Origin of the sequence: Streptomyces sp. x-80 (genome assembly GCF_046549095.1) — a bacterium.
Classification (GTDB): Bacteria; Actinomycetota; Actinomycetes; order Streptomycetales; family Streptomycetaceae; genus Streptomyces; species Streptomyces celluloflavus.
Window position 1 is genome coordinate 136388 of the sequence record NZ_JAJPWM010000003.1, and the last position, 23450, is coordinate 159837.

19 protein-coding genes and 1 pseudogene are annotated in these 23450 nt (G+C 73.3%); 10 read left to right on the top strand and 10 right to left on the bottom strand.

All coding sequences use genetic code 11. From position 1 onward, the window contains the following. Nucleotides 1-121 precede the first annotated feature (121 nt). Nucleotides 122-772: a PhzF family phenazine biosynthesis protein gene (locus ACLJWH_RS06170; RefSeq protein ID WP_411140882.1), complete on the top strand. Its 651-nt coding sequence runs from the start codon at nucleotides 122-124 to the stop codon at nucleotides 770-772. 260 nt (nucleotides 773-1032) lie between these two features. On the opposite strand, the gene ACLJWH_RS06175 is transcribed toward ACLJWH_RS06170, so the two are convergent. Both ACLJWH_RS06175 and map read right to left on the bottom strand, forming a co-directional pair. Further along, nucleotides 1033-1722 (bottom strand): heme oxygenase (biliverdin-producing), encoded by a 690-nt coding sequence (locus ACLJWH_RS06175; protein WP_411140557.1) that lies wholly within the window; start codon nucleotides 1720-1722, stop codon nucleotides 1033-1035. Between the two features lie 139 nt (nucleotides 1723-1861). Next, a complete protein-coding gene (map, locus tag ACLJWH_RS06180) occupies nucleotides 1862-2719 on the bottom strand; it encodes a type I methionyl aminopeptidase (RefSeq protein WP_411140558.1) in 858 nt (285 codons plus the stop codon). Between the two features lie 67 nt (nucleotides 2720-2786). On the opposite strand from map, the gene ACLJWH_RS06185 reads away from it, so the two are divergent. Further along, nucleotides 2787-3059: a hypothetical protein gene (locus ACLJWH_RS06185; protein ID WP_411140559.1), complete on the top strand. Its 273-nt coding sequence runs from the start codon at nucleotides 2787-2789 to the stop codon at nucleotides 3057-3059. A 24-nt stretch (nucleotides 3060-3083) separates the two neighbouring features. Here the strand turns inward: ACLJWH_RS06185 and ACLJWH_RS06190 are convergent. Further along, nucleotides 3084-3625, bottom strand: a pseudogene (locus ACLJWH_RS06190) (MFS transporter); the annotation flags it as partial. Nucleotides 3626-3629: 4 nt separating this feature from the next. Further along, nucleotides 3630-4319, bottom strand: a complete 690-nt coding sequence (locus tag ACLJWH_RS06195) for a hypothetical protein (RefSeq protein WP_411140560.1) — start codon at nucleotides 4317-4319, stop codon at nucleotides 3630-3632. Between the two features lie 710 nt (nucleotides 4320-5029). Between ACLJWH_RS06195 and npdG the strand changes: the two genes are divergently transcribed. Together npdG and ACLJWH_RS06205 are read left to right on the top strand one after the other, a co-directional pair. Then, the gene (npdG, locus tag ACLJWH_RS06200; protein ID WP_411140561.1) at nucleotides 5030-5761 is read left to right on the top strand and encodes an NADPH-dependent F420 reductase; all 732 of its coding nucleotides are present in this window, start codon (nucleotides 5030-5032) and stop codon (nucleotides 5759-5761) included. Between the two features lie 169 nt (nucleotides 5762-5930). Beyond that, nucleotides 5931-6173, top strand: a complete 243-nt coding sequence (locus ACLJWH_RS06205) for a hypothetical protein (protein ID WP_411140562.1) — start codon at nucleotides 5931-5933, stop codon at nucleotides 6171-6173. Between the two features lie 64 nt (nucleotides 6174-6237). Here ACLJWH_RS06205 and ACLJWH_RS06210 read toward each other — a convergent pair whose 3' ends face one another. After that, complete coding sequence (locus tag ACLJWH_RS06210) at nucleotides 6238-7056, bottom strand: site-2 protease family protein (RefSeq protein WP_411140563.1); 819 nt, start codon at nucleotides 7054-7056, stop codon at nucleotides 6238-6240. Between the two features lie 247 nt (nucleotides 7057-7303). Here ACLJWH_RS06210 and ACLJWH_RS06215 point away from each other — a divergent pair, with 247 nt between their 5' ends. Further along, on the top strand, nucleotides 7304-10891 hold the full coding sequence (locus tag ACLJWH_RS06215) for an AfsR/SARP family transcriptional regulator (protein WP_411140564.1): 3588 nt from the start codon (nucleotides 7304-7306) through the stop codon (nucleotides 10889-10891). A 92-nt stretch (nucleotides 10892-10983) separates the two neighbouring features. On the opposite strand, the gene ACLJWH_RS06220 is transcribed toward ACLJWH_RS06215, so the two are convergent. The 3 genes from ACLJWH_RS06220 to panB all read right to left on the bottom strand — a co-directional run bounded on the left by ACLJWH_RS06220 (nucleotide 10984) and on the right by panB (nucleotide 13980). Continuing rightward, nucleotides 10984-11814, bottom strand: a complete 831-nt coding sequence (locus ACLJWH_RS06220; RefSeq protein WP_411140565.1) for an ABC transporter permease — start codon at nucleotides 11812-11814, stop codon at nucleotides 10984-10986. Then, on the bottom strand, nucleotides 11811-12848 hold the full coding sequence (locus ACLJWH_RS06225; protein WP_411140566.1) for an ATP-binding cassette domain-containing protein: 1038 nt from the start codon (nucleotides 12846-12848) through the stop codon (nucleotides 11811-11813). Before ACLJWH_RS06225 ends, ACLJWH_RS06220 begins: the two co-directional genes overlap by 4 nt. A 169-nt stretch (nucleotides 12849-13017) precedes the next feature. After that, on the bottom strand, nucleotides 13018-13980 hold the full coding sequence (gene panB, locus ACLJWH_RS06230; protein ID WP_411140567.1) for a 3-methyl-2-oxobutanoate hydroxymethyltransferase: 963 nt from the start codon (nucleotides 13978-13980) through the stop codon (nucleotides 13018-13020). A gap of 153 nt (nucleotides 13981-14133) precedes the next feature. Between panB and ACLJWH_RS06235 the strand changes: the two genes are divergently transcribed. The 5 genes from ACLJWH_RS06235 to ACLJWH_RS06255 all read left to right on the top strand — a co-directional run bounded on the left by ACLJWH_RS06235 (nucleotide 14134) and on the right by ACLJWH_RS06255 (nucleotide 19741). Continuing rightward, nucleotides 14134-15753 (top strand): MFS transporter, encoded by a 1620-nt coding sequence (locus ACLJWH_RS06235; RefSeq protein ID WP_411140568.1) that lies wholly within the window; start codon nucleotides 14134-14136, stop codon nucleotides 15751-15753. Beyond that, on the top strand, nucleotides 15750-16415 hold the full coding sequence (locus ACLJWH_RS06240) for a TetR/AcrR family transcriptional regulator (protein WP_411140569.1): 666 nt from the start codon (nucleotides 15750-15752) through the stop codon (nucleotides 16413-16415). The genes ACLJWH_RS06235 and ACLJWH_RS06240 overlap by 4 nt, the downstream gene beginning before the upstream one ends. A gap of 408 nt (nucleotides 16416-16823) precedes the next feature. Then, the gene (locus tag ACLJWH_RS06245; protein WP_411140883.1) at nucleotides 16824-17744 is read left to right on the top strand and encodes an endonuclease/exonuclease/phosphatase family protein; all 921 of its coding nucleotides are present in this window, start codon (nucleotides 16824-16826) and stop codon (nucleotides 17742-17744) included. Nucleotides 17745-18129: 385 nt separating this feature from the next. Further along, the gene (locus ACLJWH_RS06250; protein WP_411140884.1) at nucleotides 18130-19365 is read left to right on the top strand and encodes an MFS transporter; all 1236 of its coding nucleotides are present in this window, start codon (nucleotides 18130-18132) and stop codon (nucleotides 19363-19365) included. 40 nt (nucleotides 19366-19405) lie between these two features. Continuing rightward, nucleotides 19406-19741: a UTRA domain-containing protein gene (locus ACLJWH_RS06255; protein WP_411140570.1), complete on the top strand. Its 336-nt coding sequence runs from the start codon at nucleotides 19406-19408 to the stop codon at nucleotides 19739-19741. Nucleotides 19742-19784: 43 nt separating this feature from the next. Here ACLJWH_RS06255 and ACLJWH_RS06260 read toward each other — a convergent pair whose 3' ends face one another. Further along, nucleotides 19785-21617, bottom strand: coding sequence for an NAD+ synthase (locus tag ACLJWH_RS06260; RefSeq protein ID WP_411140571.1), 1833 nt, complete (start codon nucleotides 21615-21617; stop codon nucleotides 19785-19787). A gap of 145 nt (nucleotides 21618-21762) precedes the next feature. Next, nucleotides 21763-23436 carry a multicopper oxidase family protein gene (locus ACLJWH_RS06265; RefSeq protein WP_411140572.1) on the bottom strand — a complete coding sequence of 558 codons (1674 nt, stop codon included), beginning with the start codon at nucleotides 23434-23436 and terminating at the stop codon, nucleotides 21763-21765. Nucleotides 23437-23450: the final 14 nt, after the last annotated feature.

Sequence of the window (23450 nt, forward strand, 5' to 3'; positions counted from 1 at the left end):
CGGACGGGCGGATGAGCGGACGGGCGGGCAGATGACCGAATTCGATGTGCACCCGGAGCCTGTGGAGCATCCGGAACACCCGGCGAACCCGGCAGAACCCGCGAAACACCCGGAGCACCAAGTGCTCCGGGTGTTCTGCGGTCCCGGTGGGAGCGGCGGCAACGCGCTGGGCGTCGTCCTGGACGGAGCGGCCGTTCCCGGCAGGGCCGAGCGCGCCGCGCTCGCCGCCGAACTCGGCTTCAGCGAGACCGTGTTCCTCGACGACGCCGCGCGCGGCACGGTGGACATCCACACCCCGAGCGTCCGACTTCCCTTCGCCGGGCATCCGCTGGTCGGCCTGGCCTGGCTGCTGCGCGGCCTCGGCCGTCCGCCGCGGACGCTGCGGCCACCGGCCGGTGAGGTGGCGGTGACCTACGACGGGGAGATCACCTGGGTGCGCGGGCGGGCGGCGTGGGTGACCGCGCGCCGCACCGAGCGCTACGCCTCGGTCGCCGACGTCGACGCGCTGCCCGCGCCGCCGCCGGGGGAGGGCTGGCTCTATGCCTGGGCCTGGCAGGACGAGGCCGCCGGGGTGGTCCGTGCGCGGGCCTTCCCGCGCCGGGGCGACGCCATCGTGGAGGACGAGGCGACCGGCGCCGCCGCACTGCTGCTGACCCATGAACTGGGCCGCCCCCTGGACATCCGCCAGGGAACGGGCTCACAGATCCTCACCCGCCCCCACCCGGACGGCACCATCGAGGTCGGCGGCCGGGTACGCGCCGATACGCCGTAGCCACCGATACGCCCCAGCGGCCGGTACGCCCGGCGCGAGGCGCCCCCGCGTCCGCACGCCGCAGCCCATGACCAGCTACGGCGTACGGGCTACGGCGTACGAACCGTGCGGGGCGCGCCTGTGCGGGAACCGCCCGCGCAGGGAGCGCCGACCCCGGGCCATGTCCCCCCCCCGGACCCCGGACCCCGGACCCCGGACCCCGGACCGCGGGCCCCGACCCCACAGCCCCGGCCCGCTCGGCCCGTCGGCTCCCGCCCCGCCTACGCGCTCAGCGGGAACTGTTCACCGAGCTCCTGGAAGACCGCGCTGTTCAGCGCGAACGCGCGCTTGCACTCGTCGACCACCCGCTGCTTCTCCAGGTCGTCGACCGGCAGTGCGTCCAGCAGCTCGCGGTATTCGCGCTTGAAGGCGGCGGGATTGCCGATGCCTTCGAAGACGTAGAACCGCACGCCGTCGCCCTTGCGGGCGAAGCCCCAGGTCTTCTCCGCCGTGCCGCGGATGATCTGGCCGCCGGAGAGGTCGCCCAGATAGCGGGTGTAGTGGTGGGCGACATAGCCGGCCGGCCAGTCCCGGGCGCAGGCGGTGATCCGGTCGGCGTACGCGGCGGTGGCCGCCAGCGGCTCCAGACCGTCCCGCCAGGACGAGCCGCCCAGATGGGTGAGGTCACGCTCCAGAGCGGCGGTGCGGGCCAGCTCCGGGCGGATGAAGGGGCCCGCGACCGGGTCCTGGGCGAGCGCCGCGGAGGCCCCCTCCAGTGCGCGGTAGACGAACCACAGCTGCTCCGTGTAGCGCCGGTAGGCCGGAACGCCGAGTCTGCCGCCGAGGAGATCGCTCATGAAGGAGGAGTTCTCGGCCTCGGTGTGCTGCTCGTGCGACGCGGTACGGATGACCGTCGAGAACGGCGTGGACGGCGCCGACGGCGCGGGCGGGGTCGGGCTGGGCGCTTCCAAGGCGGACCTCCGGGGACCGAGGGGGAGCGGACGGGAACAGGCTGATTCCGCTAGAACTTAGGCTTACCTAACTACTTAGGCTTACCTAAGTCAACCTGTTCCCGACGCCCTGTCGGTAAAAAGCCTACCCCTGGACAGATCAGGGAAGCGTGAGGATTTCGGCGCCCGTCTCCGTCACGACGAGCGTGTGCTCGAACTGCGCGGTGCGCTTGCGGTCCTTGGTCACGACCGTCCAGCCGTCGTCCCACATGTCGTAGTCGTGGCTGCCCAGCGTCAGCATCGGCTCGATCGTGAAGGTCATACCGGGCTTGATGTCGGTGGTGTGGTGCGGGCTGTCGTAGTGCGGGACGATCAGGCCGGAGTGGAAGGACGAGTTGATGCCGTGGCCGGTGAAGTCCCGGACCACGCCGTAGCCGAACCGCTTGGCGTAGGACTCGATGACCCGGCCGATGATGTTGATCTGCCGGCCCGGCTTGACCGCCTTGATCGCGCGGTTGAGCGCCTCGCGGGTGCGCTCCACCAGCAGTGCCGACTCCTCGTCCACCTCGCCGCACAGGTAGGTGGCGTTGTTGTCGCCGTGCACACCGTTGATGTAGGCGGTGACGTCCAGGTTCACGATGTCGCCGTCCTTGAGGACGGTCGAGTCCGGGATGCCGTGGCAGATGACCTCGTTGAGCGAGGAGCACAGGGACTTGGGGAAGCCGCGGTAGCCGAGCGTGGAGGGGTAGGCGCCGTGGTCGCACATGAACTCGTGGGCGACCCGGTCCAGTTCATCGGTGGTCACGCCCGGCGCGATGTGCTTGGCGGCCTCCGCCATCGCCTGCGCGGCGATCCGGCCGGCGATCCGCATCCGCTCGATCGTTTCGGCGTCCTGCACCTCGGGCCCCGTATAAGGGGTGGGCGCGTCCTTCCCGACGTACTCGGGGCGCGGGATGGAGGCGGGGACGGGGCGGGCGGGGGAGATGCTCCCCGGGACAAGAAGCGACTGGCCAGACATGCCAGCGAGTGTATCCGCGGGCCATCGGGCAGGATGGCGGCACAGGAGTCCCCCACAGGAGGCGGCAATGGCGCTGTTCAAGAGGCGTACGGTCGGCAAACCCGGCGAATGGTTCTACTGCCTCCGCCACCAGACGGTCGAGGAGGGCCCCGAGTGCCGGGCCGCCGACCGCTTCGGCCCGTACGCCACCCGCGAGGAGGCGGCGCACGCGATGGAGACGGCGCGCGAGCGCAACCTGGAGTGGGAGACCGACCCCCGCTGGCACGACAAGGGCAAGGCCGCGGACGGCGGCAAGGGCCCGGACGAGAGCGGCGGCCCGGACGAGGGCGCGGGCCGGTAGCGGGACCGGCGGACGTCCCCGCGCTCAGGCCGGGGCCGGTCCGGCGTCCGGGTCGTCCCGGGCGGTGTCCGCCGCCCGGTCGTCCGGCCCGGCGGAGCGTCGCTCGCGCATCCGGGGCGCGTGCCCGTCGGTCCGCTCGTCGTACGCCCTCAGCTTCGGCAGTGCCGGCGCCGGTGGCCCGCGCGCCGCGAGGCAGCGCACCCCGCCCGCCCCGATCGACGTGCGGACGCCCGTCGGCGCCGCCATGCCTCCGACCCGGACCTGGCCCAGCTGCGGGCCCACCGGGTACGACAGCAGCTCGATCCCGGCCGGCCGCGCAACTCGTCCGGGATCGTCCGGTTCCACCTGGCCGAGCGGAAGATGCCGCTGATCATGTCGCAGGCGTCGGCCGGCGTCAGAGAGAGCAGCACCAGCCAGACGTCGCGCAGCTGCCCGGCGGTGCACACGGCCGGCCCCCACACCCCGGCCGCCGGCACGACGGCGCGGCCCTGCCGGCGCACCCGCGACATCCAGCCGCTGGTCAGGCTCACCAGGAAGGACCCGGCCGGCAGCGCCGCGTACATCAGGGGCTCACCAGCGTGGCGGCGGCGGTGCGGTCAGCTCGTCGGCGAGCCGGGCCAGCCGGTCGCGGAAGCGGCGGCGCCCGGGGGCGGACCGGCCTGGCGGCTGCCCGGGGAGCGATGCGGGTCCGCCGTGCTCCCCGGCGGCCGTGCTGACCAGATGCTGAAGCGTGTCATGGTCGGGGCCGGGCCTGGAGCCGGGGCCGATACCGGTGCCGGGACCTGCGGGTCCGGCGGGCCCGAGGGCGGTCGGCGGGGCGGCGAGCGCGTCATGGGCCAGCGCGTGCAGCTCACGGTCGCCGCCGTCCAGCGCGAGCACCGTCGCGCCGCCGCGCCGGGCGTCGTGCACCCGCTCCAGCAGCCCGGCCCCCGGCTGCTCCGGCGTGACGACCAGCAGCGTCGTGCCGCGCCCGGCCGCCGCCAGCCGGCCGAGCCCCACCGACAGATGGGCCGGCACCCCGGCGCGTACGTGGTGCCGCACCAGCGTCGGCGACAGCTCCGGCAGCCCCGACCAGGCGGCCTCGTCGTCGAGGTGCGCGGCCAGGTGCCAGGGCTCGTACGTGGCGCTGCCGACCAGCAGCAGCCCGCCGCCGTGCCGGGTGACCCCGGCGCGCAGCGTTCCGGCGAAGCGGCGGCTGGCCTGCACCCATTCGGTGCCGGCGAGGATTTCGCGCAGCAGCGCGACCTGTGACGCATCCATGGCCCCGCATCCTGCCGCGGCACCACCCCGCCCGGTGATCGCTCCCACCGGCGTCACCCGTTCGGGAGACGGCGCGGCAATCCGGCCGGGGCCGGCCTCCTGGATCAGCTGTGCGGACCACCGGCCGCCGCTCCGCCAACTGGCGCTCCGCCGTTCCTGGGCAGTGAGCGGGAGTGAGTCCGCGCACTGGCACGCCCCGAACGGTCCTGGGCGCACTGGTCGTCCGCTTTCGCAATCGGGCGGCGACACGGATCGCGTCCGTGGTCCGGTCCCGGAAGGGCGGAGTCCCTCACGACCTGGCCATGTGGATGTGGCCGGAGGCGACGGGGAGGCCCTGAACCATCTCGCTGGCGGCAAAGGGGCCCCGCACGCCGGCACCACACCCGGCGTCCCAGGCCGCCCAGCGACCCTGGCCCGCCCCGCCCCGGAGGCCGCGAGCCAGCGAGCCCGCGAGCCGACCATCACAGGATCGAGCTGATCCGGCCTCATGCGTGCTCCCTGGCGAGCAGTTGCAACCCCCGCACGGTGGGCGGCACGTTCCCGTCCGGGGGTGCCGCCGCCGGTGCCGCTGACGCTGCTTCAGCGGCACCGGCGGGCGGGTCCCGCCGAGGGCGGCGGGCAGGCGTGACCGTGGGGGCAGGAGTGCGAGTGGCGCGGGTGTGCCGACGGCGCCAGGATGCCGCCGGTGAAGGCGTGACAGTATCGCTGTCATGACTACTCCTGACGCTGCTCAGCCCGTGAACATCGCGACCGTCGCCAAGGCCGCCCTCAAGCGCGATCCCTGGGACCTGCCGGACGTCTCCGGCCTCGTCGTCGGCGTCCTCGGCGGCACCGGTGACCAGGGGCGTGGCCTGGCCTACCGGTTCGCCAAGGCCGGCCAGAAGGTGATCATCGGCTCCCGGGCCGCCGAGCGCGCGCAGACCGCGGCCGGGGAACTCGGTCTGGACATCGAGGGCGCGGCCAACGCCGACTGCGCCCGGCGCAGCGATGTCGTGATCGTCGCCGTGCCCTGGGAGGGCCACGCCGAGACCCTGGAGTCCCTCCGCGCGGAGCTGGCCGGCAAGCTCGTCATCGACTGCGTCAACCCGCTCGGCTTCGACAAGAAGGGCGCCTTCGCGCTCAAGCCGGCCGAGGGCAGCGCCGCCGAGCAGGCCGCGGCCCTGCTCCCCGAGTCCCGGGTCACCGCCGCCTTCCACCACCTGTCCGCGGTACTGCTCCAGGACCCGCAGACCGCGGAGATCAACACCGATGTGATGGTGCTCGGCGAGGCCCGCGCGGACACCGACGTGGTGCAGGCGCTGGCCGCCCGCATCCCCGGTATGCGCGGCGTCTTCGCGGGCCGGCTGCGCAACGCCCACCAGGTCGAGTCGCTGGTCGCGAACCTGGTCTCGGTCAACCGCCGCTACAAGGCACACGCCGGGCTCCGGGTCACGGACGTCTGAGGCAGTCACGGACGTCCGAGCCGGTTACCCACGTACGGGCCCGGCACGCCGGAGGCCGGTCGCGGACGGCGGGGCCGGGCCGTGGCGCCGCACGGGCCCGCGTGGGGCACGAACGGGGCATGGGGGACACTGGGGAGGACCGCGCCACCCCCGACAGGAGCCGACCCCCATGCCCTCCGTGCCCTCGTCCCGCCCGGCCCCGCGTCTCGCCGTCTGGGCCGCCGTCGTGTGCGTCCTCGCCGTCGCCGCGGCCGTCGTCTCCTTCGTACGGGGCAGCTGGCTCGGCGTCGTATGGATCCTGATGGCCAGTATCTCCAGCAACATGGCGTGGTTCTACGTACGCAAGGCGAAGCTGGACCGGGCGGCGCAGGCGGACCAGTCGGCGCAGTCCGGCGCGGCGGCGTCCGGCTGACGCCGCCGGGTGCGCCGCGGCACCGCCCGCCGGATGTGCGCCGCGACACCCGCCCGCCGGTGCGCTACGACAGCGCCTGGCCGATGCCGGTGACCAGCGGGATCTGCGGTTCGCCCTGCCAGAAGCGGAACAGCTCCCGGCCCCAGTAGCTGTCCCAGTTCGAGACGCCCAGCGCGCGCAGGATCGCGTCCACCAGGTCGAAGAACACCTGGTTGATCTCCGGCACCCACAGCAGCCCGAAGACCGCCAGCAGCCCGAACGGCGCGAACGGCTCCACCTGGCGCCGCAGCCGGTGCGACAGCCACGGCTCGATCACGCCGTAGCCGTCCAGCCCCGGCACCGGCAGGAAGTTCAAGATCGCCGCCGTCACCTGCAACAGCGCCAGGAACGCCAGCGCGTAGCGGAACGCGGCGGGCACCCCGGCCAGCTGGTGGAGCCAGAAGGGCGCGGTCACCACCGCGGCGAACAGGATGTTCGTCAGCGGCCCGGCCGCCGAGATCAGGCTGTGCCGCCAGCGCCCCCGGATGCGGCTCCGCTCGATGAACACCGCGCCGCCCGGCAGCCCGAAACCACCCAGGATCACGAAGAGCACCGGCAGCACGATGCTCAGCAGCGCATGCGTGTATTTCAGGGGGTTCAGCGTCAGATAGCCCTTGGCCTCCACCGAGATGTCGCCGCTGTGCAGCGCGGTGCGGGCGTGCGCGTACTCGTGCAGACAGAGCGACACCACCCAGCCGGACACCACGAACAAGAACACCGCGAAGCCGGTGCCCGCCGCGAGCGCCCCGCTCCACACGGCCCATCCCGATACCGCCAGGACGGCGACGAGCGCGAGGAAGACCGGGCTGATGCGCCGGTCGGCGCGCCGGATTGCTGTGGTCATCGTCTGCGGCTCCCGGAGGTCTGGTGGTGGGCAGCCATGACCGTATCCACGGAACGGCGCCCGGTGCACGGAAAAGCCCGTGTGCGGAAAACGAGGCGCGGTGCTCCCGGGGTTCCGGGCAGGCTGGACCCAGGGGCGGATTTCCGGGTACGGCCGGAGCCTCGGCGGAGCCGATTCAGGGACATTTCAGGGATATGGGAAGGGTGACCGGGCAGTGGGCGGCACAGCCGTGAACGACAATGGGCCGGTGCGCTACGGAATTCTCGGCACCACCCAGGCCGGCCGGGCCGACGGAACCCCCGTCGCCCTCGGCGGCGCACGCCTGCGCGCCCTGCTCACCGCCCTCGCGCTGCGGCCCGGCCGGGCGCTGCCCCCGGACGTACTGATCGCCGACATCTGGGGCATGGACCCGCCCGCCGACGCGGCCGGTGCGCTCCAGGCCCTGGTCGCCCGGCTGCGCCGGGCCCTGGGCCGCGCCGCGGTCGCCTCCGTCGACGGCGGCTACCGCCTGTGCGCCGAGCCGGACGCCGTCGACCTGCACCGCTTCGAACGGCTCGCGGCGGAGGGCGGCCGGGCACTCGCCGCCGCGGATCCGGCCCGCGCCGCCGCCCTCCTCGACGACGCGCTGGCGCTCTGGCGCGGTCCGGCCCTCGCCGACCTGCCCGACGCCCGCGTCGAGGCGGCCCGCGCCGAGACCCGCCGGCTGGACGCGCAGCGCACCCGGCTCGCCGCCGACCTCGCCCTCGGCCGGGCGGGCCAGGCGCTGCCCACGCTGGCCGCGCTCTGCCAGGACCACCCGCTGGACGAGCCGCTCCAGGCCCTGCGGCTGCGCGCGCTGCGCGACGCGGGCCGCACCGCCGAGGCGCTCGCCGCCTACGAGGAGATACGTACCGTCATCGCCGACCGCCTCGGCGCCGACCCCGGCCCCGAGCTCCGCGCCCTGCACGCGGAACTGCTCCGCCCCGCGCCGGTACGGGACGCGGCGCCGGTCCGGAGCGCGGCCACACCGCCGGGACCGGCTACCGGACCGGGGCCGGCGGCACCGGCCGGAACGGCCCCGGGAACCCCCACCGGCGCGCCCCACCAGGCCGCACCGTCCCCTTCCGGCACCCCGGCCCCCACCGGTACCCCCACCGCGTACCCCGCCCCCGCCCCGGCCGCCCCCGACGGAACCTCCGCCACGGACGCCGCCAACGGCACCACCACCCCGGGAGCGCCCGCCACTCCCGCCGCCCCCACCCGTCCCGCGGCTGACCCCCGCGCCTCCCGAACCCTCCTCAGCTCGCTCGTTCCCGCCCGCCCCGGCAATCTCCGGGCCCGCCTCACCTCCTTCGTCGGCCGGGACACCGACCTGGCGGCGCTCCGCGCCGACCTGGCCGCGCACCGGCTGGTGACCCTGCTGGGGCCCGGCGGGGCCGGGAAGACGCGGCTGTCGCAGGAGGGCGCCGAAAGCGCGGTGGCCGCCGCGCCGGAAGCCTGGCCGCACGGCGTCTGGCTGGCCGAACTCGCCCCGCTCGACGATCCGCAGACCGTGCCCGAGGCGGTGCTCACCGCGCTCGGCGGCCGGGAGACCGTCGTCCGCAGCAGCGCCGTCGAGGGCCTGCGCGCCGCCGCCGACCCGACCGCCCTGGACCCGCTCGCCCGGCTCGCCGAGCTCTGCGCCGACCGCCGGATGCTGCTGGTCCTCGACAACTGCGAGCATCTGATCGGCGCCGCCGCCGCGCTCGCCGAGCGGCTGCTCGCCGACTGCCCCGGGGTGACGGTGCTGGCGACCAGCCGCGAACCGCTGGCCGTACCGGGCGAGGTGCTGCGCCCCGTCGAACCGCTGCCCGACCCCGTCGCGCTGCGGCTGCTCGCCGACCGCGGCGCCGCCGCCCGCCCCGGCTTCCGCGTCGAGGACGACCGGGCCGCCTGCGCCGAGATCTGCCGCCGGCTGGACGGTCTCCCGCTGGCCATCGAACTCGCCGCCGCCCGGCTGCGGCTGCTCTCCCCGCGGCAGATCGCCGACCGGCTCGACGACCGCTTCCGGCTGCTGACCAGCGGCAGCCGGACCCTGCTGCCCCGGCAGCAGACGCTGCGCGCGGTCGTGGACTGGTCCTGGGAGCTGACCGACGAACCCGAGCGCGCCGTGCTGCGCCGGCTGTCCGTCTTCGCCGGCGGCTGCGATCTGACCGCCGCCGAGGAGGTCTGCGCGGGCGGCGGCGTCGACGGGCGCGAGGTGGCCGGGCTGCTCGGCTCACTGATCGACAAATCGCTGGTGGTGGCGGCGCCCGCGCCGGACGGACAGATGCGCTACCGGCTGCTGGAGACCGTGGGGGAGTACGCGGGCGAGCGGCTGGACGAGGCCGGGGAACGGGCCGACGCCGAGCGCCGCCATCTCGTCGCCTACCGCGAACTCGCCCGCACCGCCGACCCGTTGCTGCGCGGCCCCGGCCAGCGCGGCTGGCTGGAGCGGCTGGGGCTGGAACACGACAACCTGCGGACCGCGCTGCGCCGCGCCATCGCCGCCCGCGACGAGCACGAGGCGCTCTGCCTGGTGCTGTCGATGCAGTGGTTCTGGTGGCTGCGCGATCTGCGCAGCGAGGCCCGCCAGTGGTCGGAGGCGGTCGGCGCGCTCGGCCCCGACCCCTTCGAACCGCCCGTCGGACCCGCCCCCGACCTGTACGAATCGCCCATCGACCGGCCGCCGCCGCTGGCCCCCGAGCAGCTCCAGGAGGCCCGCCGGGAGGTCCGGCTGGTCGCCCTGTCCAGCCTGGAGAGCGATGTCGAGGCGCTGCGGTCGCCGCGGTCGTCGCGGCAGGTGGCGGGCATTCTCGCCGCCTACCGCAGCGGTATGCCGCAGACCTGCAAGGTGCCGGGCGTCCTGTGGTTCTACGCGGTGATGCTCAACGGCTCGTTCGACGGCATGGTGGACGAGGTCGGGAAGGCGGTGCACGCCTGCCGCGAGTTCGGTTACGAATGGGAGCTCGCCTTCGTCCTGCAACTGCGCTCCAAGCTGCTCAACGACCACCCCGGCGGACTGGAGCAGGCGGCCCGGGACGCCGACGAATCGCTGCGGATCTTCGTCCGGCTCGGGGACACCTGGGGTGCGGCCGAGGCGCTGGCGGGGCGCGGCGAATCCCGGGAGAAGCGCGGTGAGTACGAGCTGGCGAAGGAGGACTACCGGGCGGCGATGGTCCACGCCGAGGACCTGGGCGCCCACGGCCAGACCCTGATGCTGCGCACCCGGCTGGCCGGTGTGCTGATCGAGGAGGGCCGGGGGGAGGCCGGTGAGCGGCTGCTGCGCGAGGTGCTGGCGGAGGCCAGGGACCAGCACAGCGGCCGCGAAGCGACGCCCTTCGCGCATCTGTCGCTCGCGATGTGGCTGTCGGTCTCGGGGCGTACGGCGGAGGCCCGCGGCGAACTGCTCGCGGTGCGGGAGGTGTTCGGTCCGCACGCCCCGGAGCTGTTCCGGGGGGTCCTGGAGACCTTGCTGATCTCGGTGGATCTGGACGAGGGTCGCGGCGACGATCTGCTGGCGCGGTTCCGCTCGGCGGCGGCCCTGGTGCGGGGCACGATGGCGCGGGTGGTGGCGCCGGACCTGCCGGTGGTCCATCTCCTCACCGGAGCACGGCTGCTGATGGCCGTCCACGGCGAGCGTGGCGGGCGGGACGCGGCCCGGCTGGTGGGCGCGTACGACGCGCTGGTGAGCATCCAGGTACCGACACTGATGGTCCGTGGCGACCGGGCGCGCGCCGAGGCGGCGGCGCGGGCGGTGCTCGACGACGCCGCGTACGCACGCGCGTACGCCGAAGGCGGTGGCCTCTCCTTGGAGGAGGCCACCGCCCTCATCTGACGCGAGCCGGGCGAAGGGATACGCGTCAGGTCTGTGGCGCGTGGAGACGCGTCAGGTCCGTGCCGTCCGGTGCTTGCTTTGGGCGCCGGACATCAGGTCTTGTTGCGGAACTTGGCGACCGCCAGCGGCATCGTCACGGCCGTGATGGCGACCGCCCAGCCCAGCGTGATCAGCGTGGGGTGCGCGACGGCACCGTGTCCGTTGATCAGCGCGCGGGCCGCGTCGGCCAGGTTGGAGAGCGGGTTGACCTTGGTGAACCCCTCCAGCCAGCCGGGCATCGACTGCGTCGGCGCGAAGATCGACGAGCCGAACTGGAGCGGCATCAGCACCAGCATCGCCACGCCCTGCACCGCCTGCGGGGTCTTCATGGTGAGCCCCAGCAGGATGAAGATCCACATCAGGGCCGCGCCGAACACCGTGGACAGCACGATCGCGCCGAGGAATTCGAGGAAGCCGCCCCGGATCTCCAGGCCGAGCAGGAAGCCCATGCCGAGCAGGATCGCGGTGGCGATCAGCATCCGGCCGACCTCGACGACGATCTTGGCTATCAGGACCGAGGACCGGGCGATGGGCATCGTCCGGAAGCGGTCCATGACGCCCTTGCGGAAGTCCTCGTTGACGCCGGTGCCCACCGCCATGGCGATGTTCATGCCCATCATCGCCATCATGCCGGGCACCAGGTACTGGACGTACTCCTGCTGGTTGCCCTTGCCCGCGATGGCGCCGCCGAAGACGTACACGAACAGCAGGATGAAGATGACCGGCATCAGCAGGGCGTCGAACATCGACTCCGGGTCCTGCTTGATCTGGAGGGCGTTGCGCCGCACCAGCGCGCCGATGTGCCGCAGATTGGCGCGTACGCCGATCCGGCCCTCGTCGGCGCGGGCCTTCACCGGCGGCGCCGTCACTGTCGCGGCACTCATGCCGATACCTCCGCGTACTGCTGGTCCTGGGTGTCGCCGGCGTCCGCGCCGGCCCCCGCCTCGGAGGTCTTCTGGCCGGTGATGGCCAGGAACACCTCGTCCAGGCTGGGCAGATGGGTGCTGATCGAGGCGAGCTCGAAGCCCTGCCGGGCGAGCACGCCGACCACGGCGGTCAGCTGCTCGTCGCTGATGATCGGGACGTTGACCACGCCGTCGGCGCGGTCCGCGGTGGCCCCCGCGATGCCGTCCAGACCGGCCTGCGCGATGGCACCGGTCATCCGCTCCAGCTCGCCGGGGTCCGTCGGCCGGATCTGGAGCGTCCGGCCGCCGACCTTGGCCTTCAGCTCGTCCACCCGGCCCTCGGCGATCACCTGGCCGCGGTCGATGACCGTCAGCTCGTTCGCCAGCTGCTCGGCCTCTTCCATGTACTGGGTGGTGAGCAGCACCGTCGCGCCCTCGCGCACCATCCGCTGCACCTCGGCCCACACCTCGTTGCGGGTACGGGGGTCGAGGCCGGTCGTCGGCTCGTCCAGATAGAGCACCGCGGGCTGCCCGATCATGGAGGCGGCCAGGTCCAGCCGGCGGCGCATACCGCCGGAGTACTTGGCGGCGGGCCGCTTGGCGGCCTCGGTCAGCGAGAACCGCTCCAGCATCTCGTCCGCGCGCCTGCGGGCGTCCTTGCGGGACAGATCGAGCAGCCGCCCGATCATGTAGAGGTTCTCCCGGCCGGAGAGTTTTTCGTCGACCGAGGCGTACTGCCCGGTCAGGCCGATCGTGCGGCGCAGCGCGCGGGGCTGGCGCACCACGTCGTAGCCGGCCACGAAGGCGCTGCCGGCGTCGGGTACGAGGAGGGTGGACAGGCAGCGTACGAGGGTCGTCTTGCCGGCGCCGTTGGGGCCGAGCACGCCGAGCACGGTGCCTTCCCGCACGTCCAGGTCCACACCGTCGACGGCTTTGACCTCGCCGAAGTGCTTGACCAGACCGCGCACCTCCACGGCGTTTCCGCCCTTGGTGGTTATCGTCTGTCGCGTCATGCCCTCAAAGGTGCCAGCCGCCACCGACAACGCACCGACAGGCCGCCGACACCGCGCCCGGCCCACCGACAGACGGGCCGGGCGCGGTCCCGTACGGGAGCCCGGGGCCGGGGACCGTACGGGGCCGCCCCGGCCCGGCGGAACCTCCGGGAAAGCCCCGGTGACATCCCTAGTGGAAGCTGTGCTCCTCGGCCGGGAAGGCGCCGCCGACGACCTCCTCGGCGAACGCCTGCGCCGCCCCGCCGAGCAGTTCGCGCAGCTGGAGGTACTTCTTGACGAAGCGGGGTACCCGGCCGCCGGTCAGGCCCGCCATATCGGTCCACACCAGCACCTGGGCGTCACACTCCGGGCCCGCGCCGATGCCGACGGTCGGGATGTGCAGCGCGCGGGTGACCTCGGCGGCCAGTGCGGCCGGCACCGCCTCCAGGACGACCGCGAACGCCCCCGCGTGCTGGACCGCCTTGGCGTCCCGCAGCAACTGCTGGGCCGCCTCCTCACCGCGGCCCTGGACGGGGTAGCCGCCGAAGGCGTTGACGGACTGCGGGGTCAGACCGATGTGCGCCATCACCGGGATACCGGCCGAGACCAGCAGCTCCACCTGGTGCGCGGAGCGCTCGCCGCCCTCCAGTTTGACGGCGCCCACCCCCGCTTCCTTGACCAGCCGGGTGGCGTTGCGCAGCGCCTGCGCCGGCCCTTCCTGATAGCTGCCGAACGGCAGGTCGCCGACGACGAGGGTGCGTCGGGTGCCGCGGACGACCGCGGCGGACAGCATCGTGATCTCGTCCATCGTGACCGGCACGGTGGACTCGTAGCCGAGGTGGCAGTTGCCCATCGAGTCGCCGACGAGCAGGACGGGGATGCCGGCCTCGTCGAAGACACCGGCGGTCATCGCGTCATAGGCGGTGAGCATCGGCCACTTCTCGCCGCGCCGCTTGGCGGCGGCGATATCGCGGACCGTGATGCGGCGCGAACCCTTGCCCCCGTACAGCGTCTTGCTGCTGTCGGCCACGGGCGGTGCGGCGGGCTTCTCGGCGGACTGAGCAGCGGACTGTTCGGCGGGCTCCGAAGCGGACTGCGCGGCGGGCGGTACGGACCCCTCGGCCGGTTTCCGGGCAGGCGAAAGCTGCGTCATGGTGACGGCTCCTGTTCCTCATCTCGAAGCGCCCTCACGGCGTCTCCGGACTCGGTCCCATGCTGGCACGGTGCGCGGGCGGAGCGGAAGGGGCGGCCATCCCCCCGTCGGCGATACGGAACGGGTCCGTATCGGAAAGCGTAAGGTGCCTCCATGGCCTCCTCTCCCTCCGCCCCGGGCATACCCGCCGCCCGTCAGGTCCCCGACCACATCCACCGCCGCCGCTGGGCGATCCTGTCGGTCCTGATGCTCAGCCTGCTGATAGTGGTGCTGGACAACTCCATCCTCAACGTCGCGATGAAGACGATCGCGACCCCGGCCCCCGTCGGCCTCGGCGCCACCCAGAGCGAGCTGGAGTGGGGGATCAACTCCTACACCCTCGTCTTCGCCGGGCTGCTGTTCACCTCGGGGCTGCTCGGCGACCGGCTCGGCCGTAAAAAGGTGCTCCTCTTCGGCCTGGTGGTCTTCGGCACCGGTTCGGTGCTCGCCGCGTTCTCCGGATCGCCCGCCGAACTGATCGCCTTCCGCGCGGTGATGGGCCTGGGCGGCGCCTTCGTGATGCCCTCCACCCTGGCCATCCTGATGAACGTCTTCGAGCGGGACGAGCAGCCCCGGGCCATCGGCATCTGGGCCGGCGGCGTCGGCCTGGCCATCGCGATCGGGCCGATCGCCGGCGGTCTGCTGCTCGACCACTTCTGGTGGGGCTCGGTCTTCCTCGTCAACGTCCCGATAGTGCTGATCGCGCTGACCGCGATGATCCTGCTGGTGCCCGACTCCAAGGACCCCAGCCCCGGCCGGCTGGACCCGTTCGGCGTGCTGCTCTCCGTCGTCGGCCTCGTCCTGCTGGTCTACGGGATCATCAAGGGCGGCCAGCTCGCCGACTTCACCGATCCGCAGGTGCTCGGCACGGTCCTCGGCGGCCTCGCCGTACTGGGCGGCTTCGTCGTCCACCAGAAGCGCAGCAGCCACCCGTCCATCGACATCGGCTACTTCCGCAAGCCCGCCTTCTCGGCCGCCGTGGCCGCCATCGCGCTGGTCTTCTTCGCGCTGATGGGCGTCACGTTCTTCACCGTCTTCTACATCCAGAGCGTGCGCGGCTACACCCCGCTCCAGGCCGGTCTGCTGATCCTGCCGCTGGCCGCCGCCCAGATGATCTTCTCGCCGCGGGCCCGGCTGGTCGTCGCCCGGTTCGGCGCCCGTGCGGTGTGCACCGTCGGGATGCTGCTGGTCGCCGTCACCATGACCGGCATGCTGCTGCTGGACACCGACACCCCGATCTGGGTCCTGGAGGTGCTGTTCTTCGTGCAGGGCACCGGTATGGCGCACATCATGCCGCCGGTCACCGTCTCGATCATGCAGTCGCTGCCGCGCGAGAAGGCCGGTTCCGGCTCCGCCCTCAACAACACCTTCCGGCAGGTCGGCGGCACCCTGGGCGTCGCCGTCCTCGGCTCGCTGCTGTCCACGACCTACCGCGACGGCATCCAGGGCACGCTCGACGCGCTGCCCGGCGTGCCGGCCGACGTCCGGCACGCGGCCGGCGAGTCCATCGAGGCGACCCTCGGCCTCGCCGGCAGGCTCGGCCCGGCCGGCCGTACGCTGGCCGACTCCGCGGAGGCCGCCTTCATCCACGCCATGCACGTCACCGCGCTCGGCTCGGCGGCCGTCGCGGTGCTCGGCGCCGTGGTGGTCGCGGTGTTCCTGCCGGGCCGGACGGCACCGGCACCCCGTGCGGCGGTGCCGCACGAACAGCGAAAGGCGGACGCAGAGCGATGAACCGGACGGCGGGAGACCCCGAGGCGGCGACGGCCGGTGTACGGCCGGCACCGGCGGCCTGCGAACGCCGCGGCCGGCCGCGCAGTGCCGCGGCCGACACCGCCATCATCGAGGCCGTACTGCGCATGATCGAGGACGGTGCCTCCATCGCCGAACTGTCGATGGAACGCATCGCCCGCGAGGCGGGCGTGGGCAAGGCCACGGTCTACCGCCGCTGGCCGGGCAAGAGCGCCCTGATGCTCGATGTGATGCGGTCCCTGGAGGCCCGGTGCCCGAAGCTCGACGGTGACTCGGTACGCGACGACCTCGTCGCGCTGCTCGAATTCCTTCGCCTGGGCGGGCTGGCCAAGCGCAACTCCGCCGTGTTGCGCACCGTCGTCAGCCACGTCAAGGCGCAGCCCGCGCTGTGGGCGGAGTACCACGACACGGTCATCCGGGACCGCCACGAGGCGCTGCTCGCGGTGCTGCGCCGCGGCCGCGAGTCCGGGGAGATCCGCGCCGACCACGACATCGAGGCGATCGCCGACCTCTTCGTCGGCCCGATGCTGGCCCGCGCCATCCTCCACGAGTGGAAGGAACTCCCCGAGGGGCTCGCGGAGGACATCGTCGACATGGTCCTGGACGGCGTCCGCCCAAGGGCCCGAGCGGAGGCGGCGGGCTGACGGGCCGGCGGGCCGGCAGGCCGACGGAGCCGACGGACCCGGGGGCCACGGGCGGCCCTGCTTCGGCCGCACCCCTCGCCCACTTGCCCCTTTTTCTTGCATCCGCCCCTTTCCTCCCTCCCGGATGCCCGTCCGATGACGGGACCATGCCCGTTCTGTGACAGCTGTCTCCGGCGGCCGCCGGGCCGGAACCCCGGGATGTCAGCGCGCCGTCCTCACTTTTAAGAAGGCGCTTTACGGACCATCGCCTAGGGTCGGTGATCACAGGCGAGGCGCGGCGCGGCGGAGCACGGCAGTGAGGACAGCGGTATGGCGCAGGCATTCATGACGGAACCGGGGCAGGGCCAGGACCCTGGCCGGGCCGGGTCCCGGGCCGGGCGCCTGCTGAACTGGTGGCGCCCCGAGGGGATGTGGCGGCGCGGCATCGTGCTGGCCGTACTCGCCGTGCTGCTCGGCCTGCTGATGATCCTGCACGCACAGCTCCCCAACACGGTGGGAAACCTGGGCAGTCTGCTGGAGACGTTCCTGCCGTGGCTGGCGCTCGGCATCCCGCTGCTGCTGGTCGCCGCGGTGCTGCGCCGCTCGGCGACCGCGATCGTCGCGCTGCTGCTGCCGGCCGTCGTCTGGGTCAGCCTCTTCGGCGGGCTGGTCACCGACAAGAAGGGCACCGGCGGCAACCTCACCGTCGCCACGCACAACGTCGACGCCGACAACCCCGACCCGACGGGCACCGCCAAGGACATCGTGGCGTCCGGCGCCGACGTGGTGGCGCTGGAGGAGCTGGCCAGCACCGCGCTGCCCAAGTACAAGGAGGCACTGGCGAAGGCGTACCCGTACAGCACTGTGCAGGGCACCGTCGGCCTCTGGAGCAAGCACCCGCTGTCCGACGCGGCGCCGGTGGACATCCGGATGGGCTGGACCCGGGCGCTGCGTGCCACCGTCACCGCCGCCGACGGCCAGAAGTTCGCCGTCTACGTCGCGCATCTGCCGTCCGTCCGCGTCAAGCTCAAGGCGGGCTTCACCGCCAACCAGCGCGACGGCAGCGCCGCGCTGCTGGGCGAGGCGATCAAGGCCGAGCCGCTGAAGAAGGTGGTGCTGCTCGGCGACCTCAACGGCACCATGAACGACCGGTCGCTGGCCCCGGTCACCGCGCAGATGCGCTCCGCGCAGGGCGCGGCGGGCGACGGCTTCGGCTTCACCTGGCCGGCGGCCTTCCCGATGGCCCGTATCGACCAGATCATGATGAAGGGCATGGACCCGGTCTCGGCCTGGACCCTGCCGGCCACCGGCAGCGACCACCTGCCCGTCGCCGCCTCGATCAAAATCTGACCCGGGACGGTGGAGGCGCCGGATCGCCAGGGTCACCGGGGGCGGTCACGGGGCCGGACGGAGCGGACGTCCGGCCCCGTGACCGCCCCCGGTGACGTCCACCCGCGACATACCCTTCTGTAACACCCCGTTCTCGGGCCGGAATACTACGGCTGAGAGTCTTTGTTCCGTATCAGAACTTATCGACTCAGAACTTGTCGACGTGCAACGGAACGTCCGGAACATCCGGAACGCCCAGGGCGGCGCCACCGGCAGCGTCCAGGACTGTGCCCTGGACAACGCCCCGGACGGCGTCCGGAGCGAAGAACGGCGTTCCCGGCACGAAGACGTACGGACTCTCCTGCCCGCGTGCGCCGCCGCACGCACCGTCCCCGAAAGGTCCTTCATGCCCTTGGCTCTGCTCGCGCTCGCGATCTCGGCCTTCGGTATCGGCACCACGGAGTTCGTGATGATGGGCCTGCTGCCCCATGTCGCGGACGATCTGGGCACCTCGGTGCCCACCGCCGGCTACCTCGTCTCCGCCTACGCCCTCGGTGTCGTCATCGGCGCCCCGCTGCTGACCGTCCTGGGCTCCCGCATCCCGCGCAGGCGGATGCTCGTCCTGCTGATGGCGGTCTTCACGGTCGGCAATCTCGCCTCCGCCCTGGCGCCCGGGTTCGGGCTGCTGATCGTCGGCCGGCTGCTGGCCGGGCTCCCGCACGGCGCGTTCTTCGGCGTCGGCGCGGTGGTCGCCGCCCGGCTGGTACGGGAGGGCCGGCAGGCCCGCGCGATCGCCACGATGTTCCTCGGCCTGACCATCGCCAACGTCGTCGGGGTACCCGCCGCGACGCTGCTCGGCCAGCATCTCGGCTGGCGCGCGACCTTCCTCGTCGTGGCCGCCATCGGCCTCGTCGCGATGGCCGCCCTCGCCCGGCTGATCCCACCGCTGCCGGCCGGGGCGCGCACCGGTCCGGGCCGCGAACTGCGCGCCCTGGGCAACCGTCAGGTGCTGCTCGGCCTGCTCACCACCGTCTTCGGCTTCGCCGGGGTCTTTGCCCTCTACAGCTACCTCGCCTCGATGATGACGGAGGTCACCGGCTTCGCCGAGACCTCCGTCCCGCTCGTCCTGGCCCTCTTCGGTATCGGGATGACCCTCGGCGCGCTCGCCGCGGGACCGCTCACCGACCGGGCACTGCGGCCCACCCTGTACGGATCGCTGGCGGCGCTCGCCGTCGTCCTCGCCGTCTTCCCCCTCGCCGCCCAGGTGAAATGGGCGGCCCTGGCCGGCGTCGTCGTCATCGGCGCCGTCGGCTTCCTGACCACCACCCCGCTGCAGATGCTCGTCATGAACAAGGCCCCACAGGCCCCCACCCTGGCCGCCGCCGCCAACCAGTCCGCCTTCAACCTCGCCAACGCGGGCGGCGCCTGGGCCGGCGGCCTGGCCCTGTCGGCCGGCTGGGGCTGGACCTCTCCCGCCCCGGTGGGCGCGGCCCTGGCCGCCCTCGGCCTCGCCGTCGCGGTCACGGCGGGTCTGCTGGACCGCGACACCGGCGAGACGTCGCGCATCGTCGCGCGCAGCGATGACGGGGACGTGGACCTGTCCCCGGACGCGGACGCGGTGTCGGCCGAACGCGTCGGCTGAGCCCCAGGCGGGGGAGCCGCGCACGGGGCCGCCCCGTGTCATGACCGGGGCCGGGGGCCGGGGGAGTGCACCGGCGGCCGGACTTCCCCGATCGGCCGGACTCGTCGCCGGATCTCCGGTCACCCGGCCGGATACCGGCCCCGGCGGGAGCTACGCCCGCCTGACGGAACTCGGACACGAGCCGGTTCACCTCCGTGAGGAAGTCCGTTCCCGTATGCCGACGTCCGATGAGGCCACCCGGCTCGCCCTGCCCAGCGGGACGCCGGTCCTTCTCATCCGCCGTACCGCCGTCACGCGGGACGGCGGCGCCGTCGAGGCCGACGAGATGGTGCTGGACGCGCATTCCCGCATCCTGGAGTACGGCTTCGGCGCCTGACCGGCACCGGGTGAATGCGGCCGGCGGCCTTGGGGGCCGCCCCTCAGTCCCCCTCCCGCCAGTGATTGGTGATCGGCAGCCGCCGGTCCTTGCCGAAGCCCTTGGCGGAGATCTTGGTGCCGGGCGGGTACTGGCGGCGCTTGTACTCGGCGCGGTCGACCATGCGCAGGACCCGGGTGACGAGCTCCTCGGGGAAGCCCTCGGCGACGATCTCCTCGCGGCCCCGGTCGCGGTCGACGTACAGCTCCAGGACGCGGTCCAGGACGTCGTAGTCGGGCAGGGAGTCGGTGTCCACCTGGCCGGGGCGCAGTTCCGCGCTCGGGGGTTTGGCGATCGTGTGCTCCGGGATGGGCGGGGTCCGGCCGCGGTCGGCCGCCGACCGGTTGCGCCAGCGGGCGAGCTGGTAGACGACGGTCTTGTAGACGTCCTTGATCGGGCCGTAGCCGCCCACCGAATCGCCGTAGAGGGTCGAGTAGCCGCACGCCAGCTCGGACTTGTTGCCGGGCGCGAGGACGAGGTGCCCCTCCTGGTTGGAGATCGCCATCAGAGTCGTGCCGCGCAGCCGCGACTGGAGGTTCTCCTCGGCGAGGCCGGTCAGCTCCAGCGCCGCCATGTACGCGTCGAACATCGGGGCGATCGGCACCGTACGGAAGGCGAGGCCCGTACGGCGGGCCAGTTCGGCGGCGTCGGTCAGGGAGTGCTCCGACGAGTAGCGGGAGGGCATGGCCACCGCGTGTACCCGCTCGGGGCCCAGCGCATCGCAGGCGAGGGCGGCGACCAGCGCGGAGTCGATCCCGCCGGACAGCCCGAGCACCACGCTGCGGAAGCCGTTCTTGGTGACATAGGCGCGCAGCCCGACGACCAGCGCGGTGTAGATCTCCTCGGTGTCCGGCAGCCTCGCCCCGGTGTCCGCCGGCTGCCCGGCCCCGTCGCCGAGGGGCTGCGGAGGACAGGCGGGCCGGTCGGGCGAGGGACCGGGGGAGAGCGTGACGGGGGGCCGCGGCGGATACGCGGGCAGCGGGTCGGGGGAGAGCGTGATGTGGTCCACGCGCAGGCCGTCGTCGAGGACACCGGAGGGCGGTTCGGGCGCGGCGGCCGGGAGTTCGAGGTCGAGCAGCAGACAGCCTTCGGTGAACTGCGGCGCCCGCGCGATCACCCCGCCGTCCCGGTCGACGACGATGGAGTCGCCGTCGAAGACCAGCTCGTCCTGCCCGCCGGTCATCGCCAGGTAGGCGGTGGTGCAGCCGGCCTGCCGGGCCCGTTTGCGGACCAGCTCCAGCCGGGTGTCGTCCTTGTCCCGTTCGTACGGTGAGGCGTTGACCGACAGCAGCAGCCCGGCCCCCGCGCTGCGCGCCGCGGGCACCCGGCCGCCCTCCTGCCACAGGTCCTCGCAGATGGCGAGCGCCACGTCCACGCCGTGGACCCGTACGACGGGCAGCGTGTCGCCGGGGACGAAGTACCGGAACTCGTCGAAGACGCCGTAGTTGGGGAGGTGGTGCTTGGCGAAGCTGAGCGCGATCCGGCCCCGGTGCAGTACCGCGGCGGCGTTCTGCGGGGCGCCGGCCGGCCGGCCGTAGCGCGGCAGGTCCTGCGGACAGCGGTCCAGATAGCCGACGACCACCGGGAGTTCCCCCAGCCCCTCCGCCGCCAGCCGGCCGGCCAGCGCCCGCAGCGCGGCCCGGCTCGCCTCGACGAAGGAGGGGCGCAGCGCGAGGTCCTCGACGGGATAGCCGGTCAGCGCCATCTCCGGGAACGCGACGAGGTGCGCCCCCTGTCCGGCGGCGTACCGGGTCCAGTGGACGATCGTCCCGGCGTTCCGGCCGATATCGCCGACGCAGGAGTCGATCTGATGCAGGGCGAGACGAAGTGGAGGCACCCTGTCAGTGTAATCGTCTTTCTGACGCAATGGGGGTCCGGCGCCCCGGTCCGGCCCTCCGGACCCGGCCCCTGGACCCGGCTCCCGTCGGTGCGGGAGCCGGTCGGGGCCGGGCCCGGAGGCGGTCGCCACGCCTGCCGCCCCGCTACTGCTTCCGGTAGCCGAGGACCGTCATCATTCCCGACTCCGAGTGGTAGACGTTGTGGCAGTGGATCATCCACAGACCGGGGTTGTCGGCGTCGAAGTCGACACTGACGGTGCGGCCCGGCAGCACGATGGTGGTGTCCTTGCGGGGGCCGCCGCCGGGCAGCGCGAAGGTGTGGCCGTGCAGATGCATCGGATGCCACATCGTGGTGCGGTTGCGGAAGGAGAGCCGGACCCGCTCACCGGCCTTGACCGGGTGCCGTTGGGACGGTGTGTACGGCTTCTTGTCGATCGCCCAGTCGTACGCCGCCATGGACCCCGTGAGGTCGAGTGCGAGGGTGCGGTCGGGGCGCCGGACGCTCGTCCGTACGGCCTCGGCGGCCTTCAGGCGGTCCGCGGTGAGCAGCCGGCCGTCCAGCTCACCGGGGCGGGCGGCCGGGCCGGGCGCCGTGCCGCCGCCGGTGCGCAGCACGGCCAGCCCGGACCGCTTCTTGCCCTCGGCGAGCGCGGTGAGCGGGAAGACGCCGTCCTTGGCCGTGACCAGGACGTCGTAGCGCTCGCCCATGCCCAGCAGCAGCGCGTCGGTCCCGGCGTGCTCGACGGGAAAGCCGTCGGTGTGGGTCACGGTCATGGTGTGGCCGCCGAGCGCGACACGGTAGGCGGTGTCGCCGCCCGCGTTGATGAGCCGGATCCGGATCCGGTCGCCCGGTGCGGCGCGGAACGTCTGCGGATCGTCGGCGGCGCGGCCGTTGACGAGGTGGTACGGGTAGTCCACATCCCCGGCATCGCCGCCCAGCCACTTGCTGGTGGCGCCCATCAGCATCCGCGGCGGGCCGCCGGGGCGGGACGTACCACCGGACGAGGGCACGGCGCGGCCGCCCATGCCGTGCGCCCCGTGGTCCGTACCGCCCGCACTCTTCCCGCCCCCCTCGCCCATGTCCATGCCGCCTTCGCCCATGTCCATGCCGCCGTGATCCATACCGCCGTGGCCGCCGCCCATGCCCTTGCGGAGCTCGGCCAGCACCGCGTCCGGGGTGCTGCCGTCCACCCCGTCGAGCCAGTCGTCCAGCACGACGACCCACTCCTTGTCGTACGCGAGCGGCTCCTTGGGGTCCTCGACGATCAGCGGGGCGTACAGCCCACGGTCCTGCTGCACGCCGGAGTGCGGATGGAACCAGTACGTGCCGGGGTGCGCGACCGCGAACCGGTAGGTGAAGGAGGCGCCGGCCGGGACCGGACGCTGGGTCAGATCCGGGACGCCGTCCATGTCGTTGCGGAGCGCCAGTCCGTGCCAGTGCAGGGAGGTGGCCTGCGGGAGGTGGTTGGCGAGGGTCAGCGCGAGGGTGTCGCCCGCCGTGACGCGGACCTCCTTGCCGGGCAGTTCACCGCCGTACGACCAGGAGTTGACGGCGCGGCCGCCGAGGTCCAGCCGGTCCGGGGTGGCGGTGAGCGCGACCTTCCGTACGGAGCCCGCGCCCCGCTTCCGCTCGGCCGCGGCGACCTCCGGGCCGTCCGGGGAGACATATCCGGCCGGGGTGGCGCCGGGGCCGGGGGAGTGGTTCTTGCCGTCGTGCGGGCCGGACCCGGCGTCTTCGGTGGAGCAGGCGGCCAGCAGACCGCTGCCGGCGACGGCGAGACCCGCGCCGAGCAGGGCGCGGCGGGAGTGAGTAGCCATGGTGAAGCACCTCA

What these genes read in the sequence shown, in the direction of transcription:
- map (WP_411140558.1), bottom strand. Translation starts at nt 2,719, where the DNA reads ATGTCTGGCCAGTCGCTTCTTGTCCCGGGGAGCATCTCCCCCGCCCGC.
- ACLJWH_RS06185 (WP_411140559.1), top strand. Translation starts at nt 2,787, where the DNA reads ATGGCGCTGTTCAAGAGGCGTACGGTCGGCAAACCCGGCGAATGGTTC.
- ACLJWH_RS06195 (WP_411140560.1), bottom strand. Translation starts at nt 4,319, where the DNA reads ATGGATGCGTCACAGGTCGCGCTGCTGCGCGAAATCCTCGCCGGCACC.
- npdG (WP_411140561.1), top strand. Translation starts at nt 5,030, where the DNA reads ATGACTACTCCTGACGCTGCTCAGCCCGTGAACATCGCGACCGTCGCC.
- ACLJWH_RS06205 (WP_411140562.1), top strand. Translation starts at nt 5,931, where the DNA reads ATGCCCTCCGTGCCCTCGTCCCGCCCGGCCCCGCGTCTCGCCGTCTGG.
- ACLJWH_RS06210 (WP_411140563.1), bottom strand. Translation starts at nt 7,056, where the DNA reads ATGACCACAGCAATCCGGCGCGCCGACCGGCGCATCAGCCCGGTCTTC.
- ACLJWH_RS06220 (WP_411140565.1), bottom strand. Translation starts at nt 11,814, where the DNA reads ATGAGTGCCGCGACAGTGACGGCGCCGCCGGTGAAGGCCCGCGCCGAC.
- ACLJWH_RS06225 (WP_411140566.1), bottom strand. Translation starts at nt 12,848, where the DNA reads ATGACGCGACAGACGATAACCACCAAGGGCGGAAACGCCGTGGAGGTG.
- panB (WP_411140567.1), bottom strand. Translation starts at nt 13,980, where the DNA reads ATGACGCAGCTTTCGCCTGCCCGGAAACCGGCCGAGGGGTCCGTACCG.
- ACLJWH_RS06235 (WP_411140568.1), top strand. Translation starts at nt 14,134, where the DNA reads ATGGCCTCCTCTCCCTCCGCCCCGGGCATACCCGCCGCCCGTCAGGTC.
- ACLJWH_RS06240 (WP_411140569.1), top strand. Translation starts at nt 15,750, where the DNA reads ATGAACCGGACGGCGGGAGACCCCGAGGCGGCGACGGCCGGTGTACGG.
- ACLJWH_RS06245 (WP_411140883.1), top strand. Translation starts at nt 16,824, where the DNA reads ATGTGGCGGCGCGGCATCGTGCTGGCCGTACTCGCCGTGCTGCTCGGC.
- ACLJWH_RS06250 (WP_411140884.1), top strand. Translation starts at nt 18,130, where the DNA reads ATGCCCTTGGCTCTGCTCGCGCTCGCGATCTCGGCCTTCGGTATCGGC.
- ACLJWH_RS06255 (WP_411140570.1), top strand. Translation starts at nt 19,406, where the DNA reads ATGACCGGGGCCGGGGGCCGGGGGAGTGCACCGGCGGCCGGACTTCCC.
- ACLJWH_RS06265 (WP_411140572.1), bottom strand. Translation starts at nt 23,436, where the DNA reads ATGGCTACTCACTCCCGCCGCGCCCTGCTCGGCGCGGGTCTCGCCGTC.